The organism is Shewanella sp. (assembly GCF_047975355.1).
Taxonomy (GTDB): Bacteria; Pseudomonadota; Gammaproteobacteria; order Enterobacterales; family Shewanellaceae; genus Shewanella.
The window spans coordinates 57,705-71,684 of sequence record NZ_JBKEDJ010000028.1; the positions used below are offsets into that span (position 1 = coordinate 57,705).

Genomic DNA, 13,980 nt, shown 5'->3' on the forward strand with positions numbered 1-13,980 from the left:
AGCAGATCCTTGATGTTACTGTGTTGATGAAGATGATTAGGCACCTAATAGCGACAAGCTAGCAGTAACCCTAGTCATGTATAATTACTGATAAATGCATGTTTTCAGTATGGTTACCCCTCACTTCTGCTATCTTCCTCTTTGCAAATTACATATTAGTTCAGATTTGTGAATAATTTTATTTTATTTCGCAATTAAACTGTGAGGGCTATAACATTAATAAAAAGTTCATTTAGCCAGCGTGCTGATATGCTTGTTATCGCTTTGGGTTCGATCATTTTAGTTGGTGTGACTGATATATGACACTAAATGTCCGTTATTACTGGAGCCAAACACTTAGTGAGATGTTCAAAAGTATTGGCTCAGCTCTATGTAAATAGTGAAGCAGTTTTGGGTAAAAATTAACAGGAACAGATCTGATTTTGATGTTTAGCTATCAAATGATATACAAGATCATGAGTATTGCGTTTACCATTTTAGCAGTATAAAAACTTGGTAAAGCTTAGAAAAATATCGCTCACTTTGAGAGTTTACAGCCCTTATCTGTGAATCCCTGTTTAGATAAGGGCTGCGTTAGAACATCTGTAGTGAAGCTTTAAATATGTTTAGCCGTAAATTTTAGTAATAGTTCATTGACTTCATCTGGCTTATCAAGCTGTACCCAGTGTGTAGCATCATTGATTCGAGCATATTCAAAGCTAATCTTTCCTGCAAAAAATTCCGCCGTATCTTTCATCTGTTTTTCACCACAATAGTAGTCAAATTCAGACCAGATACCTAGGCAAGGTGCTTTTATTTCGCCAATGTCTTCCGGTGTCATAGGGCTCTCTAAGTCAACCGCATTGCGATACCAGTTTAACGCTGGAACGATATCTTTAGGTTCTTTAAAGGCATTTTTCCAATGTTCCCATTCTGGATGATTACGGATCCATTCTTTAAATAGCTGCCAGTCATTCGCTGCGAGCATGTCTTGTGCAAAGGGGAGTTGGAACAAGAGTACATACCATGACATTTCACGTTGGCGTATTTCTGGCGAACCTAGTATCACAAATGGATGGCCTACTGAGATAATGCTTAGAGACTTTGTCTTTTCAGGATAGTTTCCCGCAAATGCTTGGGACACAACAGAACCCCAATCGTGTCCAACGACATGAGCTTTTTCAATATTTAAATGATCCAATACTGCTTTAACATCAGAGGCCAGTATCTTAACGTGATAATGCCCTTTTCCTTCTGGCTTAGAAGTATTACCGTAGCCACGCATATCTAGAGTCACAACACGGAAACCTGCATTCACAAATGGATTGATTTGGTTACGCCAGGCATTTGCAGAGTCAGGAAATCCATGTACAAAAATTATCGGTTCGCCTTGACCTTTTTCATATGCTTGAATGGTGATATCACCGTTTTTAACTTGAAAGCTTCGGCCTAGATTTGATGTATTCATAGAGTCTCTCCAAATTAGTTTTAGTAGCCGCAATTAGCTACTAAAACTAGTTACAATGACTTATTTACTTAGTAGTTGCGGCTTATTTGCTCGACAGTTTTTGAAGGTATTGCAACCCTTTGTCATTTTGCCAATCATACATTGGGTCAAATAAGCCCATTAGCTGAACAGCTTTGGCTTCATCACCTTGAGTTATTTTGATTTTTCCTGATTTTAGCAAGTTATCCAGCGTTGCTGTGTTGTTGTAAATTTCTGCCCATACCTCAGGCTTCATTTGCATCGTAACGTCTGCTTTTGCGTTCTTGATTTTCTTGTTGTCTAGGTATTTGACAACAGCCCGATTAATTTCAAGTCCAAACACATTGTCACCGCCAAAATCAAACTGCATGGTGGCCTGTGTATTACCTGAACGTTCTGGGTTAATACGGATACGATAGTAGTTAACAAAGTCAGCAATGTTTGCGACGACTGATTCTGGATTTGAAGGCACATTAGTGATGATGCTTACTTCCCCTCGTAGATCAGCTGCTTGTGCTAAGTAGAAAGAACGCGAGTTAGTTGATGTTGTACGGTAGCCCATTTGCTCCAGAGCATCAGCTTTTAGGTCTTTGTTTGCCTTAGTTGGGTTTGTTTCTACCAAATAATCAGCAACTTGAGCTGACCATAAGTAGTCACCATTATTGAAAGCTTCTTTTGCTACTGCATATGTTTTTTCTTCCCCTCCCATAGCTTTAACCATGCGCATAGCTTCATCTTTGGGGTGCAGTTTATTCAAATGAGCAGCATCACGATCAAACTGACCAAATAATGCCGTAAAAATACGTGGTCCCATGAGTGAAATTTCTCCATAGTTTTGGACTAACAGAGGAGAATCTGCAAGATATTTCGGCAATTTTACGCTATAGCGAAGTTCGTCAGGACCTTGGCCCATAGCGATATGTTTCAATGACTGGTCAAGCACATAAGCTAAGCCGTCACGATAATAATCGAGGCGGGCTTTAATCTTATCTTTACCAACTACAGTAGTAGAGTGGGTTGAAAGCAAAATTTCAGGATTTAATTCTTCAATCTTGGTTACCGCCGCAGCCCATTCATTAGGATTTCGATAGCGGCCTCCACGCGCACTGTAAATATTGGGGAACCAACCCCACATCACATTATTTAGTAACACTTTTTTACTGGGAACATAAACCATTAATTGGTTCGAGGTGTCAGTTCCGATGCCCTCAATATAAAAAATCATGTCAAGGCCAGCTATGTTGATTTTTTGACCGTCATGAGTCGGCGATAAGTTAACAGGAATAAAGCCGGTCGCATCTACGTGTACAGTATTTTTAAATCCTGCGTTGTCACCAGTATTTGGTAGATAGAAATTAAACTGCTCGATACTACGAGCCATTAACACACCACTTGTTTCAGGGTGGATTGATGATAAACCACCATTTTTTGCAATCGAGCCGTTAGTATTGGGGTGACCTATAATTTTTATATCTTTGTTACCACGTTTTGCCTCTTGTTCTAACAGATAGCGTGTACCAAACGTGTAATGTTCATGTGAATAAACAATCGCAGCAATCGGTTTATCCGTCTCTTTGCGTAGCATCGTATAGAACTCTTCTGCATCCTTTGCATTATCTCCGGTATCGAAAATAATTAGGCCTTTAGGTGCTTCAATTGCTTGCATATTGACAAGTGAAGGTGAACCAAAAGTCCAGATACCCTCTGCAACTTTTACCGTAGTAAGTTCATCATAAGATGCTCGTTGTTCGCTATTTTTAGCGAGATTCCAATATCTTGCAGTTTCTTGATTGACTTTAGCTTTATTTCCATTTTCAGGTAAATTAACTAATGGCGTACCTTTAGCATTCATATAAGGCGAGCTAAAATCTACATCATTGACAGCAAATGACGCTGTTGTCGTCAAACTAAGTGCTGACAATAACGAAATGTTAATAATCGTCTTTTTCATCGCAATATTACCTATGCTATTGAAATCCATTTTCATCGCTTTATCACCTGTGTTGTTAAGAACTTTTATCAGTATATGCTTGTTATTCTAATTTTTCATAGTTAATATGTTCTTGCGTTTTGATCAAGATGGCTGAATGGAGCTGCGAATGGAATTGCCACCAGCGTTTACAGATTTGTCTTTAGATTTGATGAAAACAATGGTTCTGCTTAATCGTTATCGTAATTTAAAAAAAGTTGGGCAAATTCTTAATAAATCAGAAAGTGCAGTTAGCAGAGATGTCACCAAACTGCGTGAAAAAATAAATGACCCTATTTTTATCCGCAGTGCACAGGGAATGGAACTTACTCCTTTAGTACAAGAAATTGCGCCGCAAATAGAAAAATGTTACAACCAAATAGCCTATTTATTAAAACAGGCTACGATAACAAAATTAGACTTTTCTCAATATTCAAAACCAGTTGTAGTTGCTCTCAACTCTTATTTTTATCAATACGCTACTGCAAAAATTGCTACAGTGTTACTTCAACATTTACCGCAGGCCAGAATCCATATACAACGCTGGAATAGCAATACGATAAATGAAATTAGCCAAGGGCAGGTGGACATTGGAGTTCATTTTACTGATGTGGAAACAAATAAGGATATAACTCAGAAAAATATTTCTAATCACCATGTTTTTTTAGCAAGCCATCCTGATATTTATATTAATAAATTAGATGATGTAATGGATCATTTATTGGTTGTGGCTAAATTGCCTTCTTGGAATGAACATCGATACCGCCTATTAGAAAGGCTGAAAATTCAACCCAATAAAGTTCTTTATGTCGACTCGTTATTGTCAGCATTCGAAATTATTCAAAATGTTCCCGCAGTTTCCTTTTTGCCGGATTACATGTGCAATAATACTAAAGTCAATATTTGGGATTTTGAAGCTATGGGCAGCTATTCCCTTTCGTCATTTTTTAAACAAAGTTATCGCTCTGCTCCATTAACATCATTTCTGCATGAGCTAATAAAGTCAGTTCTGGTAGTTACCAAATAATCATCACTTCATTGTAGTTGAGTTCATAAGTTGAGTTTGTGCAGTATGCTAAGTGCCACATTGGTGTTATCTAAACAACTAGCATTTTAGGTTTTTTATTATTAAAGCCATTGCCACTTAGTGGTAAGTTATTGTTCCTCTGACATAGACACAAATATATCTGTCCCTGCTATATATTGCTCTATAGTAAGCATTTTTCTGCGGATTACCCGGTTGAATATATCACAATGGTGTTCTTTGATATTGTTAATTATTCTTGTTTTTCAGTGGTTTGGCCTTTCATTGGCATGATGCGTAGTTTTAATTCCTGCTCCAAGTAAATTAGGTAAACACACTAACGGTTCCGATGATAGCCAAAATCTGTTCAAAGCAACCATTGTTTTAGTTGCTTGTTAACCGTATCAATCAATCTGCAATTAGACATTCTAATGTGAGTTTTCCAATAAAAGTGATAATCGCTTCTACTGATTTGAACGCCTGAAAAGCCAATGTAAATGCTTTGCTGCTAATGCACCTTTTACCATCTCGCAGCGTTCAGGTGGCATCATCTCTGATGAGGCTTTGTTTCCTAAATCGACTCAGCGAACAAAGCCCCTCATAATTGTTCAAATTTCAAATTACATAGTGAGTTTCAGGCATACCTAGCCCTGTGAGCTTGTTCAACGCCCTTATCATCGCGTAAGTTTCTCCTACCTGACCGTTATAATTTCGCAAGCTTAATCTGCCACCTAATAGTTGCTTCACCCTGTACATGGCAGTTTCTGAGATCGACCGACGATGATACCCATAGCGCTTCTCCCACTGTTTATTTGAACCAGAAGTTGTTGCCAACTGACTGCTAAGTTACGTGGATGTCCTGATTCCCAGAGTGCGGCACCTTCCCTCGGTGGAATGAGTACTAAAGCGCGTTTTCTAAGAACGGCATCGTGACAGGCTCTTGTGTCGTAAGCACCATCACCTGAGATAATGCGGATTTTTCGATGGGTTTGTTTGAGCAAATTCGGCATGACTTCAGCGTCGGTCACATTTGATAAGCTGAGTTCTGCACCAATGAGCTCGTGAGTATGTGTATCAACGGCAATGTGTAGTTTACGCCACACTCGGCGTTTGCCATCTGTACCATGTTTCTTCACTTTCCACTCACCTTCGCCGTAAACCTTTAAGCCTGTGGAGTCGATAGCCAAGTGCTCGATGATGCCGCGAGTCTTGGTTTTAAAAGCAATATTGACCGTTTTTGCGCGTTTGCTGATGCAAGTGTAATGTGGACACATTAGCGGAATGCCACCCAATTTAAACACCGAGTTAATGAAGCTTTGCAGCGCTCGCCGTGGCACAGAGAAAACACGTTTAACCATCAGCGCAGTGGTAATGGCTAAGTCGCTAAACACGCGAGGGCGACCTTTCCCAGGTTGCTCTGCATTGGCCTTCCACTGGGCAATAGCGCCTTCATCAATCCAGAAGGTAAGTGAGCCACGATTGATTAAAGCTTGATTGTATTGCTTCCAGTTGGTTGTTTTATAGCGAGGTTTTGGCACGGTTGAGGGGGTAGTTGATAGGCTGTGTCGATCAGATCAGCGGCTACAGCTTTAGTTCAACCGATTTAGGAAACAAAGCTCTCGATAGTCTCAATTAGTCAAATTTAAAGATTTATCCCAATAAAAAGCCGCCATTTAAGGCGGCTTTTAGTGGTTTATAGCGTGCTAGCAATTAAACCAGATACACATTTAAGCTGCAGGCACCATGGGCACCGACGACAAGGGCTTGCTCGATATCGGCGGTTTTCGAGGGGCCCGCGATAAACACACCAAACTCACCGGCATCTAAGTTAATGTCTTTTGCGGCTTGATGCATATTGGGGACAATTTTAGTGCTCGGTAGCGCTAAGATCAGGTTTTCACAGATAAAAGGCGTCACTCTGTGGCCTATATTCTTATTGTTCACCCAAATGGCACCATTTTCGGCAACGCCAACATCCCCAGGAATTACCGCATAATCGATATCCCTAAGTTCGTGGGCGGTTGGCGGTACTTCACGGTTCGCCGTGACGCCTTCAACGAGGGAGATAACCTGTAAGCCTTGGGCGACAAGCTCATCCACTTTGGCTTGCAGCGCCGCAAGACCGCCTTCGCGATGCAGCGTGCCCGCCACGGTTTTAAGATTGGTTTCAAACTGGCTAACCAGATCTTCCACCCTTGGGGCTACATCGATGCTTGGCATTGGATGGTTTGTTAAAGCCGACAGTTTGAGCGCATTGAGAATTTCGTGCTTACTAGACATCTTATAGGCTCCTGTGTTTCTTAAACCAAGCTTCGAAGCTGGAGTTAGGGGCGACTGGCAGTTCCCGGTATTTACCCCAGGCACCGCTAAAGGGTTTGAGCAGACTGCCAGGCAGAATGCGCAGGGCGGTACGGGCCGCACCCATTGAGCAATTGAGCAGGGTAGTGCTTGCCATAAATTTACCCACTAATGGCATATAACCATTTTTGCCATAGGGGAGTTTTCCTGCTTCGGCCTTAAGGCGTCGATGGTGGAAAATAATCTTATCGAGCGGCACCTTAGTCGGGCAGATATAAGTACAACTGCCACACAGGGTACAAGCCCAAGCGATGGAGTTAGTGTCATCATGCTTGGCACCTACGGCAATCCCAATCGGGCCGGGAATAGTGTAGTTGTAACTGTAACCACCGGAGCGGCGATACACAGGGCAAGTATTTAAACAGCCGCCGCAGCGAATACATTTCAATGATTCGGCAAGGATTTTATCCTTGAGCATCTCTGTACGGCCGTTATCGACGATGATGACATGCATCTCGCCATCGACCTGTGGCCCACGGTAGAAGGCGCTATAGGTGGTGACGGGTTGACCGGTTGCGTTACGCGCTAGGGTGCGCAGTAACACGGCGGCGCTGTCGATATTGGGGACAATTTTGTCGATACCCATTGAATGCAACTGCAACTTGGGCAGGTTCGCGCCCATATCGGCGTTACCTTCGTTGGTACAAACGACCACGGCGCCCTTATCGGCAATCGCCATGTTTACCCCTGTCATGGCGGCATCGGCGCTGAGGAATTGCTCACGTAAATGAGCACGGGCAGCGCGGGTCAAATAAAGCGGATCGGACTCGCCTGTCTTAGTGCCTAATTTGTCATGGAACAGATCGCCCACTTCTTCTTTCTTCATGTGGATGGCGGGCACCACAATGTGCGAAGGCGGCATTTTTGCCAGCTGAATAATCCGCTCGCCCAAGTCGGTGTCGATGACTTCAATTCCACGTTGCTCTAAGTAAGGATTGAGGTGACATTCCTCGGTGAGCATGGATTTAGACTTAACTAACTTCTTCACTTTATGGCTAGCTAAGATGTCGTGCACGATACGGTTGTGCTCGGCGCCATCCTTTGCCCAGTGGACTTTGATACCATTGGCAAGGCAGTTTTGCTCGAAGGTTTCAAGGTATTGTGCAAGGTTGGTTAAGGTATGCAGCTTGATTTCGGAGCCTAACTGACGCAGTTGTTCCCACTCGGGTAAGCTGCCTGCGGCGCGGTCACGTTTTTCCCGCAGCACCCAAAGGGCTTTTGAGTGCCAGTCAACACGGGTTTCATCACGGCAGAAAATATCGGCCTTGTGGGCGTGAACCTGTGAACCCGTTGCCTCGTGATTATGTTGATATGCCATAGTGGGTCTCCTAGAGCGCGGCGTTAAGCACTTGCGCTATGTGGCGAATTTCAATTGGCAATTGTTGTCTGCGGATCATGCCATCGAGGTGTAATAGGCATGAAGGGTCGAAGCCAACCACATATTGCGCGCCCGTTGCCGCGTGGGCTTGGGCCTTATCTTTACCCATCTTGGCGGATACGGCGCCTTCATCAACGGCAAAAGTTCCACCAAAGCCACAGCATTCGTCGCGACGGTCTGGATACACAATGTCGATTCCGGCGATATTGGCGAGCACGGCTTCTACCTTGTTGAATCGTGGGCCCATTTGCTCGCTCGGTGTGGCAAGGCTCAACATACGAATGCCGTGGCAGCTCAGTTGCAGGCTGATCTTATGGGCAAAAGGCTTGTTGAAGGCGGGGATTGGGGCGACATCGTGGAGGAACTCGGTCAGTTCATAGAGTTTGTCGATAACGGCTTGGGCTTCAGGGCTGTTGTCAAACTCGTGGAAGTTCTCTTTGGCGGCCACTAAACAAGAGGCGGCAGGGCAAACAATGGCATCACATTCCACTCCCTTGAAAGCATTGAGTAATTTCAAGGTAGTACTGCGTGCTGCATCGAAGCAACCCGAGTTGGTCATAGGTTGGCCACAGCAAGTTTGGCCTGCGGGTAGAATCACTTGGTGTCCGAGTTTTTCCAGTAATTCCAGGGTTGCAATCGCCACGTCTGGCATCATTTGGTTAACGAGACACGGGATGAAAAGAGCGATTTTCATTGTGTTTTTCTCTTTCTTGTTAGTGAACGACATTGCCTTGCATTGTGACCCCAAAGTCCACACAAATGCTAAGGTAGTTGATCAAATATAGGCTTATCTTAAGTAAATAAGTAGCGCTAATTTAGTAAATGACCCTGTTGATTTTTTCAAAAATGAGAATATTTTAATATATTGATTTTTAATTATTTATTTAGGTTTTTATTTTGTGGTTTGGCTCCTGTTTTTATTGTGTTAGTCGATAAATGAGAATAGTTTTCTTCTTAAGAAAAACGGGGCTAACCCTAGCCCCGTTTATTCAGTGTTTTAGCGGCTGCACTCTTCGAGCAGATACGCTAAGTGGCGGTAGGAAATGCCACTGTGCTGCGTTAAGCCGACCTCACACATACGGTTGGCGTAATAGCCTTCCTTAATCTCGACAGGAATGAGCTTTTTGATATTACGCAGTGCGCTGGCGTTGATTTCTGGCTTATACAGGCCTTTTTCACCGGCGTAACCACAACAATCAATGCCCGCAGGTTTGAGTACTTGGCTCGAACAAGCATCGGCAATGGCTTGCATCTTAGGCTCTAACTTCATCTTACGAGCACTACAACCTAAGTGCAGAGCCACATTGACCTTTTTGTTGATGCTCAGCTTATCCAGCAGCTTGTCGTGCATAAACTCAACCAAGTCGGTGATTTGCACCTGAGGGTTACCCGTGAGGGTACGATAGGTACAAGACAGAGCATCGACTAATACTGGGATTTTGCCGCCATTACTCATCTTGCTGACCACATCGATAAGCTCTTGGCGTTTAGCGTCGGCGTTTTTAAAGTCGCCCTTAGATTCCCACATCTGGCCGCAGCATAAATCGCGGGTCTTCTCTGGGGTAATAACGTTATAGCCCGCACGTTCAAGTAGCGTGACGACTACCTCAGGTAAAGTGCGATTATCGGGATCCTTCGGTGTTGGGCCAAAGGTGCGACCACCACAGGCAGGGAAGTAAACCACGGTTTCTTGACCTGCTTTGGCGGGCGACGGTTTAGGCAGTTTACCGCCTTTCGGGAAATCAGGATTCCAATAGGGCACTTCTTTGGAGAGTAAGCGGCCGGTTTTCATCAGCGCGTTGGTGATACCATCGCCAGTGATTTTATGGATGACTCCCAACACATCAAAGCCTGTGCTGATCACTTGGTTGACGGCGCCGAAGTGTTTGGCTTGGAAATCCAACACTTTTTGCTCAGTGGTGCTGATATAAGGCGTGCGCAGCTTACGCACTAACTGACCCATGCTGTTGTCGACAGGGCAGGCGATAGTACAGAGCTGACAAGCTGCGCAGGTATCAATCACATCATACTTGGCATCGGCACGCATTTTATCGGCGGCGACTTTATCGCCAGACTGCTCTAAGCGTTCAATTTCACGCAGGGTGGCGATCCGTTGCCGCGGTGAGAAGTTCAGCGCCGAAGTCGGGCAGGTCTTTTCGCAGAAACCACACTCGATACACTTATCGACAAAGTCATCGACCACAGGACAAGGCTTGATGTTTTTGACGTGCACTGTACTGTCGTCGTTCAAGATCACGCCGGGGTTGAGCAGGCCTTCTGGGTCGAAAATATGCTTGATGCGTTTCATCAGAGTGTAAGCATCGGCGCCCCATTCCATTTCCACAAAAGGTGCGACGGCGCGGCCAGTACCGTGTTCGGCCTTCATCGAGCCATCGTACTTATGGATCACCATTTCGGCCACATCTTGCATAAAGCCTTGGAAGCGCTCGATATCGGCTTGGGAGGCGAAAGTCGGGGTGATAATAAAGTGGAAGTTACCCGCCAGTGCATGGCCGTAAATTACGCCTTCGGGATAGCCGTGCTTATGGAATAGCTCGGTTAAATCGGCGGCTGCGGCGGCTAAATGCTCAACGTTAAAGGCCACGTCTTCGATAATGACTGAGCTGCCCTTTGGTCGCTCGCCACCGATAATGGGGAACAGGCCTGAGCGCATTGCCCAGTATTTACTGTACACGTTGGCGTCGCTACTGAAGCTAATCGGGCGCTCGGTTTTGATGTGCGCGAGTTTGGTAATCACATCTTGGGTATAGCTTTCTAAGGTTTGGGCATCGTTAGCGCGGGATTCAATCAATAGAATCGCCGCGCCTTCTGGCAGCTCATTGAGCCAGTCTGGCATGCCTTTTTTGCCGGTGACGGCCTTGATGGATGCCCAGTCGAGTAATTCGGCGGCGGCAACGCTATCGCCAATAATCGGCGGAATGGCACTCGCCGCATCCACCATGTTGAAAAATACCGCCATGGCCGAGGCTTTAAACTTGGCTTCATCGACCGTGTGGTAAGTGACTTCTTCGACGAAGGCTAAGGTACCTTCGGCGCCGACGATGAGGTGGTTAATCAGATCGAACGGGTCTTCAAAATCCACGAGGGCATTGATGCTATAGCCAGTCGTATTTTTGATGGAGTATTTCTTGCGAATACGCTGCGCTAATACTTCATTACTGCGGGTCAGCTTAGCGAGGGAGGTCAGAGAATCGAGTAGCTCGCCGTGGCTTTGAGTAAAGGCGGCCTTAGACTTATCACAACCCGTGTTGAGCTCAGTGCCATCGGCAAACAGTAGTTTAGCGGACGCGATAGTCTGGTAACTGTTTTGCGCGGTACCACAGCACATGCCAGAGGCGTTGTTAGAAACGATACCGCCGACCATGGCCGAGGCAAGTGTTGCGGGATCGGGACCGATTTTTTTATTGAGTGGCTTGAGCGCCGCGTTGGCATCGGCACCAATCACCGCCGCGCCTAAAGTGATCTTATTGCTGTCAGAACTGATTTCTATGGTTCTAAAACCATCGTGGCCCAAGATCAATAAAATCCCTTCACCAATGGCTTGTCCCGATAAACTGGTACCCGCCGCACGGAAGGTTACTGGCACTTTATGGGCGCGGGCGATGGCTAAGGTCTGTTTGGCTTGTTCTAGGGTATCTGCGTGAACGACGATTTCTGGCACAATACGGAAATAACTGGCATCCGTTGACCAAGCAAAGCGGCGCACAGGGTCATTTGAGACGGCTGACTCACCGAGTTGTTGAATTAGTTCTTTATAAACAGCGTCATAATTAATAGACATAAGTTACTCTCTCAACGCTAAAAATGACTAAGGCCGCCAACGCGGCCTTAGGTTTAGATTGGCTTAGAAGCCACCCCAAAGTGTTGCGATAGTGCCTGCAAGTAACGCGTAGCCAATGGCAACAGGCATAGTTTTACGGATGATTTCAGATTCTCTACCCGCCATACCCACAACGGTCGCAGCTGCCACCACGTTCATTACACACATCATGTTACCCGCGTTAGCACCGATACCTTGTAGTGCTAATACCAATGTGTGGTTCATGCCAATGTTGTCGGCCACACTATATTGTAGGCTGGAGAACATCATGTTGGAGAAGGTGGCTGAACCTGATAGGAACGCACCAAAAATCCCCACAATCGGTGCCATCCATGCCCAAACAGCGCCCATAGATTGGCCTAACATATCAGCTAAGGCGACTGGCATAGACGCAAGACCAGCACCATTAACACCTGAGTTTAAGAAGATTTTCACCATAGGCACGGATGCGCCTAATGAAATGATAGTCGGTAACATAGACTTGCATGAAACGCCGATGGATTGCTTAATCGCAGGGCTTTTCATCTTGAATAGGAAGAAACCTAAGATACACACGGCCACGAAGAAGGCGCCAGGAGCATATAAGGTTGCAAAACTGGCTTTAAGCTCAGTGCCCATTAGGCCTGTCCAGCTGATGTTGAAACTGGATAACCAAGCTTTTAGTGGCGCAACGGTACGTGATAACACTAATAGCGCAGCCATGATGATATAAGGTGTCCAAGCGGCAATTTGTGAGAACTTAGCAGTAGTCTCTATTTTTGCGCCTTCTTGAGTATCATTTTCGGCAAAGTCATTCCAAGGGGTTTTTGGTAATAGGTAGCCTTTACGGGCAACAGGGATGACTAAGGCCATACCGACCAATGAACCGATAACAGATGGGAATTCAGGACCTGCAAGATAGTTGATAATCCATGCTGGGACGGTAAAGGCAAGACCGGCGAAAATCGCAAATTTCCAAATCGCTAAACCTTCTTTAAAAGATTTATTGCGGCCAAAGAATCCTGTCAGTATGGTCACCATGACCAGTGGGATTAAGGTACCTGTAACTAAGTCGATAGTGATCATATGCATCACGATAAAGCGAGCATAACCAACGTAGCTACCGCCATGGGCTGCGAACTGCTCAGCTGCCAAGCTTACACCGCCTTGGGTTAAACCTTGCTCCATACCAAATAGCACTGGTAGACCGATCGCTCCGAAGGATACGCAGGCTGAGTCGGCAATCAAGGCCACAACCGCGGCGGCAACTGGGGGAACACCCAGTAATACTAGCAGCGGCGCACCAATCGCGGCAGGAGTCCCAAAGCCAGCACTACCTTCAATAAAGGCTCCGAATAACCAACAGATGATGATCACCTGCACACGGGCGTCGGCACTGATGTTAGTGAAGCCCGCACGGATAGTATCCATGGCCCCCGAGTATTTCAGGGTGTTGAGCAGGAATACCGCGCCGAAGATGATGGTTAAGGGAGTGATGGCTGACAGCAGTCCTTCGAGAACCGATGCGGCTAACAGCGTGGTATCCATTTGCCAAATAAACACGGCGGCAAGCGCTGTGATTACCATGGAGATGGGCATAGCTTTGGACGCTGGCATTCTGAGTAATACGAGAAAGATCATTACACTGATTACTGGCGTCAAGCTGGCGAGGAGTTGAAGTATTGTCATGCTTGCCTCTACATAAAGTGGTCTGTCTTATTATTTATATTTGGAGCTTGCTAGTGTTTTCCTGTCAGACTCTCCGACTGATAAATCAGCAGTTTTCACTGCCAATACCATGAGTCACAACATTCTGTGGTGTGTACTAGACGCTATTCGGGGCTTAACTAATATGATCTAGATCATTTTGGCTGCTGTATAAAATGCTAATTTACAGTGCTGCGGGAGGCTTCTCTCATGGGATTTTCTTAACTGTGATCCATATCACTTGAAGGCAGTTTTTTAT

Annotated in this window: 8 protein-coding genes and 1 pseudogene; 1 reads left to right on the forward strand and 8 read right to left on the reverse strand. The window is 45.2% G+C overall.

Translation table 11 applies throughout. The features are described 5' to 3' along the window. Nucleotides 1–595: 595 nt before the first annotated feature. Nucleotides 596–1,447 carry an alpha/beta fold hydrolase gene (locus ACK5NH_RS09680; protein WP_416919586.1) on the reverse strand — a complete coding sequence of 284 codons (852 nt, stop codon included), beginning with the start codon at nucleotides 1,445–1,447 and terminating at the stop codon, nucleotides 596–598. Between the two features lie 82 nt (nucleotides 1,448–1,529). Then, nucleotides 1,530–3,452: an alkyl sulfatase dimerization domain-containing protein gene (locus tag ACK5NH_RS09685; RefSeq protein WP_416919588.1), complete on the reverse strand. Its 1,923-nt coding sequence runs from the start codon at nucleotides 3,450–3,452 to the stop codon at nucleotides 1,530–1,532. Between the two features lie 112 nt (nucleotides 3,453–3,564). On the opposite strand from ACK5NH_RS09685, the gene ACK5NH_RS09690 reads away from it, so the two are divergent. After that, nucleotides 3,565–4,461, forward strand: a complete 897-nt coding sequence (locus ACK5NH_RS09690; protein WP_416919590.1) for a LysR substrate-binding domain-containing protein — start codon at nucleotides 3,565–3,567, stop codon at nucleotides 4,459–4,461. 612 nt (nucleotides 4,462–5,073) lie between these two features. On the opposite strand, the pseudogene ACK5NH_RS09695 reads toward ACK5NH_RS09690, so the two are convergent. The 6 genes and pseudogenes from ACK5NH_RS09695 to ACK5NH_RS09720 form a co-directional block, all read right to left on the reverse strand. Then, nucleotides 5,074–5,996 (reverse strand): annotated as a pseudogene (locus ACK5NH_RS09695) (IS5 family transposase). A gap of 172 nt (nucleotides 5,997–6,168) precedes the next feature. Beyond that, nucleotides 6,169–6,738: a LutC/YkgG family protein gene (locus ACK5NH_RS09700; protein ID WP_416919592.1), complete on the reverse strand. Its 570-nt coding sequence runs from the start codon at nucleotides 6,736–6,738 to the stop codon at nucleotides 6,169–6,171. Nucleotide 6,739: 1 nt separating this feature from the next. Beyond that, on the reverse strand, nucleotides 6,740–8,134 hold the full coding sequence (locus ACK5NH_RS09705) for a lactate utilization protein B (RefSeq protein WP_416919595.1): 1,395 nt from the start codon (nucleotides 8,132–8,134) through the stop codon (nucleotides 6,740–6,742). Nucleotides 8,135–8,144: 10 nt separating this feature from the next. Beyond that, nucleotides 8,145–8,888, reverse strand: a complete 744-nt coding sequence (locus ACK5NH_RS09710) for a (Fe-S)-binding protein (RefSeq protein WP_011626788.1) — start codon at nucleotides 8,886–8,888, stop codon at nucleotides 8,145–8,147. A gap of 303 nt (nucleotides 8,889–9,191) precedes the next feature. Continuing rightward, complete coding sequence (locus tag ACK5NH_RS09715; RefSeq protein ID WP_416919597.1) at nucleotides 9,192–11,996, reverse strand: FAD-binding and (Fe-S)-binding domain-containing protein; 2,805 nt, start codon at nucleotides 11,994–11,996, stop codon at nucleotides 9,192–9,194. 63 nt (nucleotides 11,997–12,059) lie between these two features. Continuing rightward, complete coding sequence (locus ACK5NH_RS09720) at nucleotides 12,060–13,703, reverse strand: L-lactate permease (RefSeq protein ID WP_416919599.1); 1,644 nt, start codon at nucleotides 13,701–13,703, stop codon at nucleotides 12,060–12,062. Between the last annotated feature and the right edge of the window lie 277 nt (nucleotides 13,704–13,980).